Genomic DNA, 17,532 nt, shown 5'->3' with positions numbered 1-17,532 from the left:
GTCCTGGTGGTGGCCCCACACTGTGGATCGATGGTGCGGCTGGAGCGACTGGAGGAGGCGGCCACGGGGCTGTACGAGGTACTGACCGACCCCTCGATCGGTGCGTGCGAACCCGGACTGCCGAACGGGCTCAGAGCGTTGGTCGCCGGTGACGGCCTGACCAGCAGCACCGTCCGGGGAACGGTGGATGAGGCGATCGGATACGCGGCGCGGCACCATGCCGCGCTGGTCCTCGCCTTCCTCGGCCACGGATTCACGCCCGGCCGGACCAGCACCCTGCACCTCATGTGCGAGGACTCCACGGAAGACCTCCGGCACGACTCCGTGAACGTGAGCGATCTGCTGGCCGTCGCCGTGGACCACCCCGGAATCGACGGCGTGCTCGGCCTCGTCGACACCTGCCACGCGGGCGGGGCGCCGCCCCCGGCCGAGGACCTCGCTGGGGGCGCACGCAACGGCCGCACCCGGCTAGGCCTGCTGATGGCCTCGTCCCTGAGCCAGTCGGCGGTGGATCTCGCCTTTTCCCGGCACCTGACCGAACTCCTGCGCGCCGGACGGCCCGGGGCGGGCGGCACCCTGGGCGTGAGCGACGTGCGCGACGCCCTGCGCACCGTCGTCATCGGCCAGAACGTCACTGGATTCGACTACGACGGAGACGGCTCGGCCCGAGAGGCGCTGTGGATCGCGCGCAATGCCCGGGTCCGTGAGGGCCTGCTCGGCGGGCTCGGTGGCCGACTCGCCGCGGAGGAGCTGACCGAGGCACTCTCTGCTGTGGACCCGCGGATGGCCGTGCCCGACGCCGCCCCGGACCTGCAAGCGGCCCTGCGGTGCCGAGCAGAGCTCCTGTCGCACCCGCCCGCCGCGGCCCGTGAGCGCGCGCTGCGCGGCGTCGACGGTCTGCTCGTCGCAGTGCGCACGGTCCAGTTCGTTCGGGGCTGGACCGGCAGCGAGCTGACCACCACCCGGATTCGGCACGCCCTGCACACCATGCTCGCGGCCGAGGGCCGGCTGCCGGCCGACAACCCCCACCTGACCGACGTCGCCGTCATCGACGAGCTGACCTTCAACCATCCCGCCACCGACCCGGACGGCAGGCGCGCCGTCGCCCGCTTCGTGGCGCTGCTCGGCCAGGCTTGCGGGAAGGACCTCAAGGAGCCCGAACTGCGTTCCTGGGCACAGCAGATCGAAGCCCTCGTCGAAGTCAACGATGCCATCGAGCACGCCGTCCGGCGTACGGAGGGTCAGCGACTCGGCCTGGTCGTCAGCCTGCACTCCTCTCTCACCGGTGACTGGCCCGAAGTGCTGGACGGATGGCTGCTCTTGGACGGTGCGATGATCCACCACGAGCAGTTCCCCAGCGAGACGGCGGACCGCAGGGGCGCCGAGAACGCGGTCGAGGAAGCCGTGCTGTGGGCCGAGGAGCATGCCCGGATGCTGGATCTCCCGCTGAAACGGCTTGATTTGGCGGTGCCCAGCGGGCTGCTCCTGGCCTGGCGGCCCGAGGAGGCCGGAGTCGCCATGCTGCTGGGGGTCCGCTACGAGGTGCGGCTGCACTGGAGCAACCGGCTCACACCAGACGCCGTGCTGCGCAGCATCGAGCCCGTCGTCGCCGAGCGCTGGGAGTCGATCTCGCAGCACCAGGCCGGTACGCCCGTCGACTGGCTCGCGTACGAGGACCTTGCCGATCCGCACCTCCTGCGCGGGCACCTCCGTAGCGGCCGCTACACGCAGGGCATCGGCCTTACCCAGCACCCCGGAGCCGACGCCCGACTCATGGAGATGCTGCTCGCCTATACGCCCGTCCTGCTGTGGCCGCACGCGCCGGACGGATTCCCGCGGGAGCGGCACGGCTGCCTTGACCGGAGCTGGTGGGCCATGCCGGGCGCCCTCGCGCGTGCCTACCGTGACCGCTGGCGCGGAGTTTCCGGCGCGGACCTCGCCGACCTCCGGGCGGTCTGGGACGACGAGGACTGGCTGCGCTTCTGCCGGTTCTTCAGGACCGTGACTCCCCCGGCCCGTACCCGAGATGAGGGGACTCCATGACCCAGGATGCGTACTACCGGGGCGACGGCGTACCGAGGGGCGACACGGCCCTGCCCGAACCACCCCCCTGGCGCACATTCCCGAGGAACTCGGCAGCTGGCGTGTTCCGGCCGCCAGCTGGGCTCACCGAGGCGGTGAACGCGGCCCTCGCGCTGCGTCGGCCGCTGCTGATCACCGGCGGCCCGGGCACTGGGAAGTCCACGGTGATCGAGCAGGTCGCCGCGGAGCTGGGGCTAGGGCCCGTACTGCTCTGGCACATCACCTCGCGCAGCAGCCTCGCAGACGCGCTCTACCGCTACGACGCCCTCGGCCGGATCCACGCCCACCGGATCCAGCAGGAGAAGGCGCAGGCGGGCGGGGACGCGGGGGTGGACGATGTAGCGGCCTTCCTGACCCTCGGGCCCCTGGGCACCGCGCTGCTGCCGTCGAAGCGTCCGCGCGCGCTGCTGATCGACGAGATCGACAAGGCAGACCTCGACCTGCCGGGAGACCTCCTCGACGTCCTGGAACGCGGGGAGTTCCGCATCACCGAGCTGATGCGCGAGGAACAGCACACCGCCCGCGTGCGGACCTGGGAGAGCGATGTGCGGCACGCGGTGGAGGACGGACACGTGCAGTGCACCGAGTTCCCCTTCATCGTGATGACGAGCAACGGTGAACAGGAGCTGCCCGCGCCCTTCCTGCGCCGCTGCGTGCGCTACACCATGCCCAAGCCGACCGCCGCACTCATCCGTGACGTGGTACACGGCCATCTTGGGCTGGAAGTGGGCGAATCGGGGCCGACCGCGGAACTCGTCGACGAGTTCGTACGCCGGGTCGCGTCGGGCGAGAGCGTGGCCGTCGACCAGCTCCTGGGCACCCTGCATCTGTTGAACGGTCCCGCCCGGTCGCAGGGCACCGAACGCGAGCGGCTCATCGCCCTCCTCATGAAGGACCTCTCGGGTGCCTGAGGAACGTCTGGAGCCCGGGGAGCCACTGGCGGCTGTGGTGTCGGCGCTCCACGGACTCGGCCGGGACCTGGACGGACTCTCCGTCGCCGAGCTCCTCTGGCTCGCCGCCCGTGCGCGGAGCGCTCGTGCGGAGGATGAGGGTGGGGCGGACCCGAGCCCGGCCGCGGACGGCTCCGGGGCTGTCGATCCGCGTGAACGCCTGAGCTCTTGGGGGCTGTTGACGACTCCGGTGTACGGCCCTTCGAGTCCCGACGGCGACGGTGTGCCCGCCCGGGAGGTGTCCGTACCCCGGGCATCCGCACTGCCCCGAGCCCGGGAGATCGCCCGCGCCCTGCGTCCGCTGCGACGGCCGTGGGCGTCGGGGCGCAGGCAGCAGCTGGACATCGGGGAGACGGTGTCCGGTTATGCACGTAGCGGAGAGCTCCTCCCCGCGTTCCGCCCGGCACCGGAGCGCTGGTTCGACCTGACCGTCGTCCTCGATCGGTCCCCGACCATGGCCGTGTGGGGGGATACCGTCGAGGAGTTGCTGAAGATCCTCGCCACGACGGGCGCCTTCCGGACGCTCCGGGTCCGGGAGGTGAACGCCTGGGAGGCGGAGCCCCGCGCTGGGAACATGGGGTCCAGGACTGCGCAGCAGCGGCGGCTGGTGCTCGTCTTCTCAGATTACGTATCGGGGGCCGGAGGCGAGGACGGGCTGTGGGATCGGATTCACGGCTGGGCCGGCTCCACCCCCACCGTGCTCGTGAACCCGCTGCCGCCGAAGATCTGGCGGCACACGGGACTCGATCTGCCGGCGGTCAAGGTCACGACCCCCGGGGCGCCCGGTGTACCCAACGCTCGCCTGCACTTCCTGGCGCCGCCGCTGATGGAGGAGGTGTTCGACCTCCCGGGCGACCGCCGGACCATCTGGATGCCGCTGCCGGTCGTCGGACTGACACCGCGCTCCTTCGCGCGCTGGGCCCGCACACTCATGCGCGGAGACCCCGAGGGATGCGAAGCGGTCCTGGTCCCGGCGCCGGGCGATGTGAACCGGACGCCGGCACCTCCGAACATGCCTTTGGATGCTGTCCAGCTGGTTGACGCCTTCCTGCACCGGGCGTCGGCGCCCGCAGTCCGGCTGGCCGTGCTCTGCTCCACGTACCCGCGGATGAGTGCGGGGGTGCTGCATCTGGTGCGACAGGAACTGGTCCCGGAGGCGAGCCCGGCCGACATGGCCGAAGTGGTCGTCGGCGGCCTGGTGTCGGTCGACGAAGGCGGGCTGGCGGCCAGCGGCCCGATCCTGACCTTCCGGGACGGTGTCCGCGAACGGCTGGCTCCCCGCCTAGGCGCACGCGACGCAATGCGCACGAGGGACACCGTGAGCCGGTTCATCGCAGAGCACGCCGACGCCGCGTCGCGCCTTCCGGCACTTGTCCCCGATGCGGACGGGGATGCGGAGGTCCCGTCCGGCGGCGCACCGTTCGCGGAGGTGTCCCCGCGGACCCTGCAGTCGCTGGGTCCGGCGGCCAACCCGGTGGCGGATCACGGTGACGAGCGACCGTACTTCTTCCTCAGCTACGCGCACACGCCGCGCTTCAGCGAAACCAGAGCAGACCCGGATATGTGGGTCCAGCGGCTCTTCCGTGACCTGTCCTCCCATGTCATGGCTCTGACCGACCTGCCGTCCGGATACCCGGTGGGGTTCATGGACCGGCAACTCCGCTCCGGGGAGGGCTGGTCGGACCGCCTTGGAGAGGTGCTGGCGACCTGCCGGACGTTCGTACCCCTCTATTCCCCGCGCTACTTCGCCAGTGAGACCTGCGGCAAGGAGTGGTTCGCCTTCGCCCAGCGGACTGCCTACCACCAGGCACGGAGCGCCTCGACGGTGAAGGCGATCGTTCCCGCCTCATGGGTTCCCGTGCCACCGCACCACCTCCCGTATGTTGCAAGGAGGTTGGACTTCGACCACAGCGTGTTCGGCGAGCGATACGCGACCGACGGACTCTACGGTCTGATCAAACTGCGCGGATACGCAGAGCAGTACGAGCGTGCGGTGTACGAACTGGCCAAGCAGATCGTCCGCGTAGCGGACACCGCGAACATCTCCGTCGGCCGCCGCGTCGACTACCGGGCGGCTCCGAGTGCCTTCGAAACTCTGACATTGTCCCCGGATCAGAGCAATCTGCGGATCGCCGTGGTAGCCCCCACCGTGCGCGACCTTCCTGAGGGTCGTGACGCCCGCTACTACGGCGACAACCCCGACGACTGGAATCCGTACTACTCCGATTCCAGGAGGCCACTGGCACACATGGCCACCGAGCTGGCGTTCCACCTGAATAACCAGGTGAACATGTCCACATTCGACGAGGAGCTCTCCAGGGCCGACAACCGTATGCCTCCGCGCGGGCCGTTGATCCTGCTCGTGGACCGGTGGGCACTAAAGGTGCCGGCCTTGCGGGACGGACTGGCGGCACTGGAGGCGGTGAACCCCGCGGGAATGAGCCTGGTCATCGCCTGGAGCCGCTACGACCGGCAGAGTCACGCCTCGGATGTCGAGCTGGCCTCCAGCATGAACCGCACGCTTCCGAATCTGATGAGTCGGACCTTGGGGAACTCCTCGGCCGCAGCACGGGGCGTGCTCGGCATGGAGGACTTTGGCGCGGTGATGCCGCAAGTCGTGGCCGCAACCTACCAGGACTACCTCAGGCACGCCGAGGCCTACCCGCCTACCAAGGCCTACCCGTCCGAAGACCCCAAGGAGCCCAGGCCCCGGCTGCGCGGGCCCATGCGAGCCATGCCGCCTTCACCCGAACCCCTTTTCCCGGACGAGCCCGAAGAACACTGACCCACGGCAGTCTGACGTCCGGGCGCGGACCGAGCCCGCCGACGGCAGGATTCCGTAGCATCTTCCGTCTGGCACGTACGGTGGGCGGGGTGGAGCACTGCGCGGGAGAGATCGAGGAGGCCGACGTCGTCGAGCCTCCGGCCAGCGCGGGTCGCTGGTCCAGGACCGGTTCCCCGATCCCGTCACCGCGGCGGAGCAGCTGCCTGACGGCCTGGCCCTCGATGGCGAACTCGTGGTGTGGGATCCGGAAGCGAGCCCTGCTGTCGTTCGAGACGCTGCAGTGCCGGTCCGCCACCCGTCTTCCGGACGATCCGCGCTGAGCGCGCTGTCGGGACAGACAGGAGGCTCGGTTGGCTGGCGGGGCGTTGAGGAGGATGTCACTCAGGGTTTCCGCCGGGATGGTCCCTGACCCATGCCAGGCCACCGAGGTCCAGACATGCTCTGGCGCGGGTCACCGCAACGTAGGCCAGGCGCGCCTCTGCATCGTCGATGGGGCCGTCGATCAGGTCGACGAAGGGCTGGAGGTCGGCGCCGGCCGGGTCGTAGGCGGCGTAGTCCTGGAGTTCGCCCCAGGAGGAGAAGAGGAGGAGTTCGGGATGACTCGTGAGACGGCCGTTCTTGAGGTCTCGGGCGGCGAGCGCGAGGCTGCGCAGGCTTTCCCCTCCGCCGGTGAGGGCGACGCGGCGGCCGGCCTGGAGGTGGGTGAGGACCTGGGTCATGGCGCCGATGTTGGTACGGCACAGGATGGCGTCGGGGGTCTCGACGGTGTCGAGCCGTGTGGGGATGGTTTCCGTGCCCTGGAGGCGGATGGGTGCGCCGGCGAGGGCGAGCCATCGGTTGGCTTCGCGGGCGAGGTGGGGGCCGAAGCGGAAGGACTGCGTCAGGGCCAGGGGGACACCGTCGAAGCGGGTCATGACGTCGGTGGCGCCGCGCCAGCCGTAGATGGCTTGGGCGGAGTCTCCGACCATGACGAGCTGGGCGTGTCCGCGCTGGGCGGTGAAGACCTGCTCGACGACAGGGTTGGTGTCCTGCGCCTCGTCCAGGAGGAGGAAGTCAGCGTCGATCTTTGGCTCGGACAGGGCCCACATCTTCAGGTAGTGGTCGTGTTCGAAGCGGACGACGCCCTGTTCGGGGCGCTGGAGGTCTTTCCAGGCTTTGCGGGCGAACGGGAGTACTGCGGCGGCGAGTTGTTTGTGGTGGTCGGCGTTGTCCAGGCCGCGCAGGTGCGGGATGTGCCGGCTGGTGATGGCCGGGTCTGCTGAGTAGCAGAAACGGGTGAGGGTCTTCAGAACGGTGTGGGAGAGGACTTTGACCGAGAGGTCATTGTCTCCGACACGGACAGGTTTGGTGATGCCGAGGGCTTGTCCGGTCTTCCAGCTGGGCTGGCGTGCGCTGCCCAGGCGGGACCGGTAGCGGTGGCCGACCGCGGCGTAGGCAAGGGAGTGTGCGGTCTTACACGTGACGTGGGCGGGGAACCGGCTGGCGGCGTCCAGGGCGATGGCCTTGTTGAAGGCGAGGTAGCGGCCGCGGCGTCTGGTTCCTGTGGCGAGCAGGGCCAGGGTGGTGGTCTTGCCGGTGCCCGCCCCTGCTTGGAGAGCGATGTGGTCGCCGGCGAGGAAGCGGTCGGCGGCGTGGGCCTGTTCGTCCGTGGGGTTGAGCACGTAGTCGCTCCATCGCGTGGGCAGGGGGCGGTTGGATGGGCTGTCGCAGCGTGGTGAGCCGCCGGATCAGTGCGGCGTCGAGAGCGCGGCACCGGCTGACCGGGATCCTCACCGCACGTCGTGGTCTTCTCCGCTGGCTGTGATGCACGGTCTTGGGGTGGCCTTCACGCTCGTCCTCGATGCCGGGCCTGGCCCACAGGCAGCCGGGTGGCGATGTACTGGCGGTGGAGCAGGGGATCGAAGATCTCCCACTCCCCCGGCGCCATGTCTGCGACTTCGGGAATCAGGGCGTGGGTGGGGCAGCGCTGGACGCGCCAGCGCTGCTGCTCGGCGTGGGCCAGATGCCCGAGGTCATAGACAGCGATCTCGACTGCGGGCAGCACCGGCGGGCGGCCCAGCAGGAGGGTGGTGAGCCTCCAGGTGCCGTGCGGCTTCCGCGGTGCGAGGACACGGTTCACGCAGCGGGTGCCTCTATGGGTCCGGGCCACGCACCGGATGTCCTCAATGGGCTGTGCAGCGAGGTAGCGGCTGCCGAGAAGGTCTACGACGGGCCTGGCGGGCCGGCACGGCGGCCTGGGCCGAGACCCGGCAGGGGCGTGTTCGTCAGGCGGCGTGAATCCGCCGTCGTCGAGAAGGCGCCGGGTCTGCAGGGCGAGGCGCTGGCGCAGCCTGACGAGGTGCCCTGTCAGTGGCCCGGGGGTATCGCGCGCTGGGCAGAGGGTGCGGTGGGCGATGCGGCACCAGGGGCTTCCGTCGCCCGCCGGGTAGGCGATCCCGCCGCCGATATGCCAGCGGTGGACTTCGGGGACGGCTGCGGTGGGCAGTTCGTGTGGGTGGAGGCAGACGGGCTGGTGTTCGATGCCTTGGTACCAGTGGACCTGATTGCCGCAGTCGGCACACGAGCCGCCCTGAGCCATTCGGAGCAGGCAGCTGGAGCTGTACGGGGCGCCACGCAGAGCACGGTGGCGGGGCTGGGGTGAGCTGCTGTTCTGGAGGCGGCCCGAGCGGGTGTGTGGGGAGCGCATGGCCGCGAAGATTCCAGCCGACACGCTGCGATCGTGGGGCCGCACCGCTGCTGTCGCCCGGTCGGCTCAACCATGGTGGACGCACATTCGGGCATCGCTTGTTCGTTCCCGCTGCGTCACCGGTTCGGGTGGTCTGCGGGTAGGAGCAGTTGGTGCCTAGCGGCTCTCGCCGCCGGGCGGTTCGTGGCCGTCGCAAAGTGCCGCGAAGAGGCCGCCGAGGGGGACGTCGAAGGCGTGGCCGAGGGCATGCCAGGTGGGCAGGGAGCCAGTGGTGCGACCCTGCTCGATTTCGATGAGGGTGCGCCTGGACAAGCCAGTCCGGCTGGCCAGTTCGTCGTAGCTCCAGCCGCGCTCGCCCCTCAGGCGCGCGAGTTCCTGGCGTAGCGCGTCGAGGTTCGGTTCGGGCGGCAAGATCGTCACTCCACCATCGGACGGTGCAGACACCTGCCCTGTCAGTGCAGACCTCTGCCCTATTTCCGCAGGTGACGCCGACCTCGCGCAGGGCAGGGGTCTGCACTACGGTGCGGCCGTCGCCCCCACTCCCCGGTGGCGGCCCGTCTACGGCTCAGGCCTGGCGGTCGATAAGGAAGGCCGGCCGATGAGGCTCTGGACGCCCCACCTGGCAGTGCGGCGCACGTGGACCGTGGAACTGCGACCGCAGCCCCGCGGCCCTCAACTCGCCTGCCCCCAGTGCGGTCCGGCTGCCGTACGCGTGCGTGGTGCGACAGCCCGCTCGGCCGCGCTGGCTCACCTGGCCGGGCACGCCAGACTCGACGCTCTGCCACGGCATCTGCGGACCTGCCAGTGCCACGAACGAGGCTGCCGCTGGCACCCCCGCCACCGCGGCTGCGGCGGCCCGGTCGTCCTGGTCCTGGCCCGCGAACGCGGCGGCCGCCTGTGGCGGCTGGCCGACGTCTGCACCAACTGCGCCGCTGCCACCCACGACGCCGCAGTCGTCCCCGAGACGCCGGCCGGCACCCCGCCCGTACGGAGCAGGCGGCGCCGCTCCCCCGCGCCCCCGGGTCTGGGCCCCCACGAGCGGATCCGCGACATGCTCTCGTACCTCGCGGCCGCCCTACCCCCGGCCACCGACCCGCAAGCCCGCCTGCTCGCCCTGCAATGCGCACTGCGCGCGGATCGACACGGGCACGTACGCATGCCCGACGGCCTCCTGCGCGGCATGCTCCTGGCCGGCCAAGCGACCGGGGCGTGGCAGGAACTGGTGGAGGCTCGCTGGCTACATCACACACGGGGCCCTTCGGGAGGCCACCAGGCACAGCTGCTGGACGCGACGGTCCTCACCCAGGCGCCAGGGCGGGCTCTGCGCGCACAGGCAGCCGGTCTGGCCCTGCGCACGGCCCACTCCCCCGCGACCCGCACGCAGTCGGCCAAAGTGAGGCTGACGGCGGTCGCACTGAACGCGTTTCTGCCTCCCGGCGCCGTCTGCGGAAGCGTCGACGTCGCGGACTTCGCCCGTATCTGCGCCCTGCCCGAGGACCGCCTCCGGGAGACCGTAGACATGCTCCGCGCCACCGGTCCGCTGTCTCGCTGGTCGCTGTATTTCTCGGCAGCAGAACTGCACTGGCGGCCGGCGCAGGCACCCCCGGGCTTCCGCCCGGGGGAATGGTCCAGCCATGAGAGGCAGGGATCGATGGCATCGAGCGCCCCTCACTGAGGACGAGGGGACCGGGGTCGTGGACACAGAGCGATCGCCCACACCCGAACGAACCTCGTGCCGGACCGCCTCCCCCTCTGCTCAGCCTCCGAGATCTTCGGCACACGACCAGGATCAACTTGTCCGGGCGTCAGAGCTCAGGCACGAGGAGGGTCAGGCGCAGGACCGCGGCAAGGGCCAGCAGTGCAGGCAAGGTGAACCACCACCTGCGCAGCCACTCGGCCTTCACGAACACCCAGGTGAGGAGTGCGATCACGACAGCAAGGGCCAGGGCCAGCCCTGCTGCGAAATTGGAGTGGGCGACGCTTTCGCTGTCCCAGGGGCCGGCGGGTTCCGCGGCATAGGCGAGGAGGAGGAGGTATCCGGTCGCCACGCTGCCCACGGTCAGGACGACGGCGCACACGGCAGCGCCTATCGGATGCGGGGCGCTTCTGGGGCGCTGCTGGGTCATGGTCCTCGTCTCGTTCACCGCAACGCTCTCCCCGCGTCGTCCAGATTGCCGTCGAACAGACGGCCGTATGCCTGCGCGCCGCTGCTTTCGTAGTAGGGGCCGCCGTTGTAACGGGCCGCGAGCTCCCACATCTGTTCGCGTGTCATGTCCTCCGGCCGCACGTCGGCGAAGCCGCTCTCGGCCTTGAGCTGGGCAAGGTACTCGGAGGCGATGAAGATGTTCTTCGCGGGGTCTCTCACGGCGGCCACCACAACCTCGCGTTGTGTCTCCGTGAGGTGCTGCGGGTCGTATCCCAGGACTTCGGCGGCGCGGCGGACCTGGATGGACAAGGGGCCCATCGAGGTTCGGTCGGGGTCTTCGCTGCCGGGGATGATGCTGCGTCCCGCACGGGCCAAGTCGTCCAGGACTCCCGGATCTCCTTCGACTTCCTGCCAGGCGATTCCAGCGACCATTTCGGGCGGAAGCCCGGACTCGGTCGCTGCAGCCTTGATGAGTTCGCTGTTGTGGGAGATGTAATCGCGTCGGCCCTCGTCGGACTTGGAGGGAAGCCAGTAGTTGTTTCCCTGCGCGTTTGGTAGCCCGTCGACGAGGTTCGAGATACGCATGAGGGTTTCGGAGACGACTACGTCGCTCCCCGTGCTGGGGATCGCATCGACTTTCGCCCCAGCCCCGGGCAGCCGCGCATAGGGGTTGTCGCTCGCCTGTCGCGCCTCGGTCCGCAACGGCCTGAGGCCTTTCAGGAACGCTCCAGGATCCGGGAGGGTTCCTTGGAACTCGGGTATGGATTTATACGCGGCCTTGATGTCCGCGATGCACTTCTCCCTCGCTTCGGACTCCACTCGGAGGGCATCGCCGTAGTGGTTCCTGGTCTGGTTGTAGAAGCTGTCGGCCTCCTCGCGGATCGCGTCGACGTCGACCGCCAGCTCGGCGAAGAAGTCGAGCACCCCGGTGGTGGCCCGCATGTCCTCCCACTGCCGCAGGGGCTCCGCAGAGCGCCACGTCGGGGTGGTCACGTCGCTCTCCCGTGCCATGACCTCGGAGAGCTTCTTCTCCGTGTATTTCCCGCTCCTGTAGTGCCACTTGGCGGTGGTGACGGCCTCGGCGTACAGGGTGAGGGCCGACCCGGCGGTACGGAATGCTCCCGCCAGGGCGTCTGCGATGGTCTTGGTTTCGCCGAGCCGCGCTACGTAGCGGTCGCGGGCATCGCTCTCCCACTCGACCTTGGCTGCCTTGCGGAAGGCGTCGTCGGCCGATTCGATGAGCGTGTGAAGGCGCCGGAACTCGGCCGCGTTACGGCCGATGAGCGCCGGGTTGACCTCTTCGAGGAACGCGACCTCTTTGCGGTATGCCACGACCGGTCACCGGCTCTCGGGCGAGAGATAGCGTCCGCAGTCGAGCATCCCGTTCATCTGCGCCTGCACACCCTGGTCGACGACGGTGTAGGCGTTGCCGGAGGAGTTGAGTTTTGTGGACAGCGCAGCGAGGAGCACGACCATGTCGTTGTACTGGTCCTGGGCGAAGCGGGCGAAGACCTCGACGTTCGATGCAACATCTGCGTGTGCGCGCGGCGGGCGGCAGACCGTCGCGTTCTCGCCGTCCATCCGTCCTTCATAGAGAAGGCCTGCAATCTCCATGAGCAGATGCGAACTTCCGTCGATGGATCCAGCATTGACCTGAAATCCATCGCCTTGAGCGGTCGGCACGCCAGGGTGGTCGCCACCGGATTCGGCAGTGTTCAACCGCATCTGCGGTAACTCCTGCCGGCGGGCGACGACGATGGCTTTCTGTTCGGCCCATTCCTCTGCAAACGACACAGCTTCCGCCCCCCTGCGGTCGCGGCGATGAGTGCGACATGCGCTTCGCGATCTCCATCCTGCCCGATGCGGCAACCGCTGCTCCACTCCGTTCGAACTCAAGGCCGGAACCAGCCCGTCAGACGCCGAACCCCCCTGCTTCGTCGGCGGCTGGACCTTCGGCGTTGATCTTCAGCAGACGGGAAGCGATCGCCCCCAGGTCCCGGCCGAACTCCCGGGCCAGGTCTTCAAGGGAGGCGCCTTGGGCGCACCGTTCGCTGAGGTGCTGTTCGTCGTCGGGGGTCCACGGCTTGTAGGCGTTGGGGTGGATTTGGCGCTTCTCTTCCACGGTGTAGGTCTTGGGGGGTTTGGGTTGCGGTGCGGTGCGCTGTTCGGGCACGAGGTCGGCGGGATAGGGGGCCAGCTTGAGGCTGTAGAGCTTCCAGCGGATGGACTTCTCGCTGCGTCCGAGGTCTTGGGCCAGCTCTCGGGGTGTCTTGCCTGCCTGGTATTGATGTTTCAGGTAGTCGTGTGTTTCAGACGTCCATGCCTCTCCGTGGCGGGTGGCTTTGACGGTCGAAGCGGGGACGTCTGGTGCAGCGCTTCGGCCTGGCGCGGTAGCGGGTACGGAGGCGATGAGGCGACCGATCTCGCCCAGGTCGCAGGAATCCAGCTCTCCGGTGAGTTCGCCTTGGACGATGCCGTCGAGGGTGCAGACGATGGCGGTGAGCTCCATGCGGCCCTCTCCGAGGAAGTCGGCGGAGAGGCTGTACCTGCGGGCTTCGCTGCGGAGTTCCAGTTTCACACTGGACTTCATCGTGAGCGCAGATGAGGCGCGGGTAGGTTCGACGCGGGGAGGAAGGTAGGCCGGGGAGAGAAGTTCGTGGACGTGCCAGGTGGCCAGAAAGCTACCGCCGCCATCGAGTCGGTAGCTGTCTTGGCTGGCTTCCAGGTCGCAGGCTGCGTACAGAACGTCGAGGCGTTGGCCGTCGAAGAGACCGGGAGCTTCTCCCGGTGGGGTGGGAGGGAGGGTGAGGGTGCCTCGGCCGGGCTGGGTCTCGTAGATCTCGGCGTGCCGGTCTCCGTGCCAGGTTCCGTGGGCGTCGCGGAAGGCGTAGATCAGCATGATTGAGGATGGTCCCTTCAGCGGGGCTGGCGTGTCAGTAGCGGAATTCGACGAAGTCGAGGTCGGTGATGGCCGCGGCGGCCTGGGTCTGGCGAGGTCCGAGGCGGCGGAAGAAGTAGGCGGCGCCGATGGCGTCGCCGAGGATGCGGCGCAGTTCGGTTTCCCCGGCGTCGCGGTGGCGGGCGGCGAAGAGGTCTGCAGCATGCTGCGGGAGCAGTTGGGGGGCGAGGAAGCGCAGCCGGCGGTCGTTCGAGGAGCCCCGTGCGGCACTGAACCCGAAACGGGCCCGGAAGCGCACGATGATCTGCGCGTTGTTGCGGACTAGAGTGTCGTGGAGGGCTTGGCGTTCCGTGAACTGCCAGATGCGGCGTACTTCCCTGTCGATCACCCGGCATGTCTCGTCGGTGAGGCTGGATGGTCCGGCGCCGGCAAAGGGCTCTTGGAGTTGTAGGCGGGCCGCGACCTGGTGCGTGCCGAGTTGGGCGGTGAGGTAGTCCAGGCGGTCGGTGTGGGACCGGGGCGGGTTCTTGGTCCAGTGCCGTTGGTCGGCGATGTCGAGGGCTTCGCCGATGGATTGCGTGAGGACGCTCATGCCGCCTCCTTGGCGGGCTCGTTGGAGTGGTCACTTCGACGTTCGATATCTCTTTGTGTCCGGTATGGAGTAGGAGGGTTCCGTGATGCGGTAGGAGTGCGGCACGGAGGTTGAAGTGGGCTCGTTGGGGGCGTTACCGCTGTCGGTGAGGCTGGTTGCGGGTGAGTCTGTGGCTTCGTTCGTTGGACGGCTTGCGGCGGCCAACGGGCTTCAGGCTGCGGACGTCGTGGGATATGTGGGCGGTGCTCGGCGGGAGATCGATCCGCGGGCGGTGGAGGTCCGGCTCGGCGAGGCAGCAATCGAGGATCTGTCCGTCTTGGCGGGGCGAACGGTGGATCAGTTGCGTCGGGCGCTGCCGACGGTGCGGCGGGCTGTGCGCGGCAGCGCGGTGCGCGTGGCGGTGTGGCCGCAAGGGCAAGGGGTGCTGCAGCAGTGCGAAATCTGCTGCCGGGCCGCGGGCGGCGGACCGCCGGCGTGGCTGGTGGCGGTCCAGGCGTTCGATGTGTGCCGCCGCCACGCCCGCTGGCTGGGCTGCGCGGGAAGCCGCTCGCAGGTGAGTTTGGCGGGGCTGCCCGAGGTGGTCCTGGCCCATGAGCGGCGTCGCCGCTTCGAGCGGCGGGTGGGTCCCTACGGGCAGGCTCTTTTGGCCGACGCATTTCAGGTGGCGGTGTACTGGTGGAGCTGTTTCCAGATGGCCTCCACGGACGGTTGGGCGCGGCGTGAAGCGGTGCTCGGTCTGACCCGGCGTCGTCTGTGGGCGGTACCAATCGTGGTGTACCCGGAGGTGGTGACGCTGGCGGAAGCAATGGCGGTACGCGAGAGGCAGCGATGCTACGGGAGAGGCTTTGACGGGCAGACGACCCGTTGGCACACGGGCCGGTGGAGCCGGTGGGTGGGTGAGCGACTGGGACTGTCGGAGGAATTGGCGGCCGGGGGCGAGCGCGCGCTGCATCTGTGGCTGATGGCGCATCGCAACAGCGTGCCGGTGGTGGCGCGCCTGACCGGTTCGCTTCCTCCGCCCGGTTACCGGGCACAGCAGATGCGGTCGTTGGTGCCGCACCGGCGCCTGGTGGAGGGCCCGTGGGAGCAGGTGTCGTGTCTGCCGTGGCGGCTGGGTGAGCCGATGACGAGTGTGACGTGGGAGGGGGAGGGTTTCCCTGCCTAGAACAGCCGCCAGGAGGTGTCGGGGTCGGGCTGGGTGGTGAGGTTCGCATCGCATGGCTGTGGGTCTTCTTCTGTGGGTTCCTCGAAGGCGGCGGCGGGGTCTTTGATCCAGCTGGCTGGGTTGAGTCCGGCCTGTGTCGCTCGGGCTGCCCATGCCATGGAGGCGGTGCCCTCGAGCTTCACGTGGCCGAAGCGGGCGCCGAAGGTGAAACTACGCAGCGTGCTCTCACTCGCCGGGTCTCCAGGGGGCAGAGGGTCGAAAGGGGTGGGCCGGGCGGCGGGGTAGACGACACAGTCGGTCAGGACGGCCAGTGGGTAGCGGCCAGTGGTGGCGGCCATGAGCTGCATTTTGCGGTGCAGTTCGGTCCGGGCTGCGGCGATGATCGCGGCGCGGATGTCGGGGCGCCAGGTCACTCTGCGCAGCGCCGGCCAGGGCTCGTAAGGGTCCCGTTCGAGGTCCGTGGGGCCTTCGGCGAGTTTCCCGATGCCTCCGTTGGCGGTGGCTTTGATCAGGCGCAGTAGATCCCAGTCCAGCGGGTTGCCCAGTACCAGAGCCTGGTCGCGGGCGTGGAAAAAGGCTTGGCCGGTGGCTGCGGGGTCAATGCCGAGACGGTGCAGCACCGTGCTGTAGGCCTGGCGCAGGCGGGCATTCCAGTCCTCCAGGTAGGGGCCGCTGGAGCCGCGTCTCAAGTAAGCCTTGATCGGTTTGATGGTGGCTCTGAGCTGTCGTTGGGCGTAGGCGAGGGTGGGCGTGGCATACCAGGCGGGGCCGGTGGGCGGGGCACCGGTGGGAGTGAAGGGGGAGGGCAGCCGGGGATCGGTCGCGATGTGGGAGAGGTCGGCGTACCAGCAGCCGGGGATGGAGGCGTCGAAGTCGGGCAGGTTTTCTGGTGTGGGGCTGACGGGGCCGTAGCCGACTCTGACGCGGCCTGCCGCATTGGTGAAGGCGAAGTTGGTGTCCAGTCCGACGACGTAGTCGAAGTCGTCGAGTTCTTGCGCAGTGGGGTCGCGGAACCAGTCGAAGGGCTCCTCGCACTGCACGTCGACCGGGTCCCATCCCCGGGCCACGGGATGGGCGGGCGGTGCTTCGGGGGGTGCCGGGGCGTGTGCTTCGGTCAGCGCTCCGCGCACGGGGGGAGCGAGGATGCGCTTGCTGGTGGCGACGTCGCCGGTCCATTGCTTGGGCGGACGCAGTGCTGTCATGAGCCGGCTTCCGCAGGTGGCTGTGGAACCCTGCGGGACGATGACTGTGTCCGCGTACCGGGCTAGAAGCCGGGTGAGGTGCTCAGGGGTGAGTGCGTCCAGTTCCCAGCCGGCGTCGGCGAGGGCTCCCCAGGGCTGCACGGCCAGGTGCACGGTGACGCGGCCGCGGGGGGCGGTGCGGGCCTGGAGGCGGCTCCAGGGGCCCATGCCGCGTCCGACGGGGTGCCATCCCGCGGTGTTAAGGGCGTGAAGGGCCGGATGGCTGGCTGGCAGCAGGCGGCCGATCGGGTCGTTGAGCGTCAGCGGAAGACCGACAACTGGGGTGGCCGCGCCGGTGAGGACGAGCAGAGGGTACTGGTGGTGTCCTCTGTTGTGCAGCCGTACGGCGCCCAGGCCCTCGGTGTGGGTCCAGACCAACAGTTCGGCCAGGGTTTGGGGGCAGTCGCTGGTGCGGTCCTTGCTGAGGTGGGCAAATAGCGCGCCGTCGCGGTAGTCGATCACGGCCACGGGACCTGCCGGGAAGTCCAGTCGTCGGGGCGGCAGTTGCAGGGGCGGGCACATCAAGGGGTCGGACTGGCCTGGGGTGAGGGGGCCGCTGGGGGTGCAGGTCGTGCCGCGGTGCAGCCACCGGCCGCCGGGTCTGCTGGTGGTGGGCAGTCCGCAGCGCTCGCACGCGCCGATTTCCTGTCCGCAGCCGTCGCACAGCACGTCCGGCTTTGCACTCGGTGTGTCGTGCACGGTGCGGCGCAGGGCCGCCCAGTCCGGCTCGTAGGTGGCGGGCAGGTGTTCACGGATGCGCTGGAGCAGGCGGGCGTAGGCGATGTCGTCGGCTGGGTCGGTTGCGGCCTGACCGGCTTCCCATGCCTCCATGTCCGGCACGTCCCTGTCGAGGGCGCTGGCGAACTCTTCCAGCGTGGCTCCCCATACTTCTCGCAGACGGCGTCGTTCATCCGGGGTAGGAAGGCCAGGCGGTCGGGGGCCACGGTTGATGAGAGCTTCGGCGGCTTGCAGGGCATCGCTCATGG

The 17,532-nt window shown here is 69.2% G+C and carries 14 protein-coding genes and 1 pseudogene; 5 read left to right on the top strand and 10 right to left on the bottom strand.

Annotation, left to right across the window (positions count from 1 at the left end; genetic code table 11):
- Positions 1 to 30: 30 nt before the first annotated feature.
- From IF88_RS0133455 to IF88_RS45905, 3 genes are read left to right on the top strand one after another with little or no spacing between them, the layout of a single operon-like run.
- Entirely contained in the window at positions 31 to 2,043 is a 2,013-nt protein-coding gene (locus IF88_RS0133455; RefSeq protein WP_051837998.1) for a hypothetical protein, read from the top strand.
- Positions 2,040 to 2,993: an AAA family ATPase gene (locus IF88_RS0133450; RefSeq protein WP_030721188.1), complete on the top strand. Its 954-nt coding sequence runs from the start codon at positions 2,040 to 2,042 to the stop codon at positions 2,991 to 2,993. Before IF88_RS0133455 ends, IF88_RS0133450 begins: the two co-directional genes overlap by 4 nt.
- A complete protein-coding gene (locus tag IF88_RS45905) occupies positions 2,986 to 5,817 on the top strand; it encodes a TIR-like protein FxsC (RefSeq protein ID WP_324617224.1) in 2,832 nt (943 codons plus the stop codon). Before IF88_RS0133450 ends, IF88_RS45905 begins: the two co-directional genes overlap by 8 nt.
- 377 nt (positions 5,818 to 6,194) lie before the next feature.
- Here IF88_RS45905 and IF88_RS0133435 read toward each other — a convergent pair whose 3' ends face one another.
- The 4 genes and pseudogenes from IF88_RS0133435 to IF88_RS0133425 form a co-directional block, all read right to left on the bottom strand.
- Entirely contained in the window at positions 6,195 to 7,478 is a 1,284-nt protein-coding gene (locus IF88_RS0133435; RefSeq protein WP_030721180.1) for a UvrD-helicase domain-containing protein, read from the bottom strand.
- Positions 7,479 to 7,642: 164 nt separating this feature from the next.
- Positions 7,643 to 7,936 (bottom strand): hypothetical protein, encoded by a 294-nt coding sequence (locus IF88_RS48575; protein ID WP_234323790.1) that lies wholly within the window; start codon positions 7,934 to 7,936, stop codon positions 7,643 to 7,645.
- Positions 7,937 to 8,116: 180 nt separating this feature from the next.
- Positions 8,117 to 8,503, bottom strand: a pseudogene (locus tag IF88_RS49190) (DUF6083 domain-containing protein); the annotation flags it as partial.
- Positions 8,504 to 8,659: 156 nt separating this feature from the next.
- Entirely contained in the window at positions 8,660 to 8,923 is a 264-nt protein-coding gene (locus IF88_RS0133425) for a helix-turn-helix transcriptional regulator (RefSeq protein WP_030721173.1), read from the bottom strand.
- A gap of 178 nt (positions 8,924 to 9,101) precedes the next feature.
- Between IF88_RS0133425 and IF88_RS44530 the strand changes: the two genes are divergently transcribed.
- Entirely contained in the window at positions 9,102 to 10,178 is a 1,077-nt protein-coding gene (locus IF88_RS44530) for a hypothetical protein (protein ID WP_199808173.1), read from the top strand.
- 130 nt (positions 10,179 to 10,308) lie between these two features.
- Here the strand turns inward: IF88_RS44530 and IF88_RS0133415 are convergent, their stop codons facing one another.
- From IF88_RS0133415 to tpg, 5 genes are all read right to left on the bottom strand, one after another.
- Positions 10,309 to 10,647, bottom strand: a complete 339-nt coding sequence (locus IF88_RS0133415; protein ID WP_030721168.1) for a hypothetical protein — start codon at positions 10,645 to 10,647, stop codon at positions 10,309 to 10,311.
- Positions 10,644 to 11,981: a hypothetical protein gene (locus IF88_RS0133410; RefSeq protein ID WP_030721165.1), complete on the bottom strand. Its 1,338-nt coding sequence runs from the start codon at positions 11,979 to 11,981 to the stop codon at positions 10,644 to 10,646. The genes IF88_RS0133415 and IF88_RS0133410 overlap by 4 nt, the downstream gene beginning before the upstream one ends.
- Before the next feature lie 6 nt (positions 11,982 to 11,987).
- Positions 11,988 to 12,443, bottom strand: a complete 456-nt coding sequence (locus tag IF88_RS48565) for a hypothetical protein (protein ID WP_234323785.1) — start codon at positions 12,441 to 12,443, stop codon at positions 11,988 to 11,990.
- Positions 12,444 to 12,561: 118 nt separating this feature from the next.
- Positions 12,562 to 13,548 carry a hypothetical protein gene (locus IF88_RS0133400; RefSeq protein ID WP_030721162.1) on the bottom strand — a complete coding sequence of 329 codons (987 nt, stop codon included), beginning with the start codon at positions 13,546 to 13,548 and terminating at the stop codon, positions 12,562 to 12,564.
- Positions 13,549 to 13,582: 34 nt separating this feature from the next.
- The gene (gene tpg / locus IF88_RS42535; RefSeq protein WP_051837996.1) at positions 13,583 to 14,140 is read right to left on the bottom strand and encodes a telomere-protecting terminal protein Tpg; all 558 of its coding nucleotides are present in this window, start codon (positions 14,138 to 14,140) and stop codon (positions 13,583 to 13,585) included.
- Positions 14,141 to 14,255: 115 nt separating this feature from the next.
- Here tpg and IF88_RS0133390 point away from each other — a divergent pair, with 115 nt between their 5' ends.
- Positions 14,256 to 15,305: a TniQ family protein gene (locus tag IF88_RS0133390; RefSeq protein ID WP_051837995.1), complete on the top strand. Its 1,050-nt coding sequence runs from the start codon at positions 14,256 to 14,258 to the stop codon at positions 15,303 to 15,305.
- Here the strand turns inward: IF88_RS0133390 and tap are convergent.
- On the bottom strand, positions 15,302 to 17,530 hold the full coding sequence (tap, locus tag IF88_RS0133385; protein ID WP_420711023.1) for a telomere-associated protein Tap: 2,229 nt from the start codon (positions 17,528 to 17,530) through the stop codon (positions 15,302 to 15,304). The genes IF88_RS0133390 and tap overlap by 4 nt on opposite strands.
- Between the last annotated feature and the right edge of the window lie 2 nt (positions 17,531 to 17,532).

Origin of the sequence: Streptomyces sp. NRRL F-2580, assembly GCF_000720115.1 — a bacterium.
Classification (GTDB): Bacteria; Actinomycetota; Actinomycetes; order Streptomycetales; family Streptomycetaceae; genus Streptomyces.
This window is presented reverse-complemented; position numbering and strand designations above follow the sequence as displayed.

What these genes read in the sequence shown, in the direction of transcription:
- IF88_RS0133455 (WP_051837998.1), top strand. Translation starts at nt 31, where the DNA reads ATGGTGCGGCTGGAGCGACTGGAGGAGGCGGCCACGGGGCTGTACGAG.
- tap (WP_420711023.1), bottom strand. Translation starts at nt 17,530, where the DNA reads ATGAGCGATGCCCTGCAAGCCGCCGAAGCTCTCATCAACCGTGGCCCC.
- tpg (WP_051837996.1), bottom strand. Translation starts at nt 14,140, where the DNA reads ATGAGCGTCCTCACGCAATCCATCGGCGAAGCCCTCGACATCGCCGAC.
- IF88_RS0133400 (WP_030721162.1), bottom strand. Translation starts at nt 13,548, where the DNA reads ATGCTGATCTACGCCTTCCGCGACGCCCACGGAACCTGGCACGGAGAC.
- IF88_RS0133450 (WP_030721188.1), top strand. Translation starts at nt 2,040, where the DNA reads ATGACCCAGGATGCGTACTACCGGGGCGACGGCGTACCGAGGGGCGAC.
- IF88_RS44530 (WP_199808173.1), top strand. Translation starts at nt 9,102, where the DNA reads ATGAGGCTCTGGACGCCCCACCTGGCAGTGCGGCGCACGTGGACCGTG.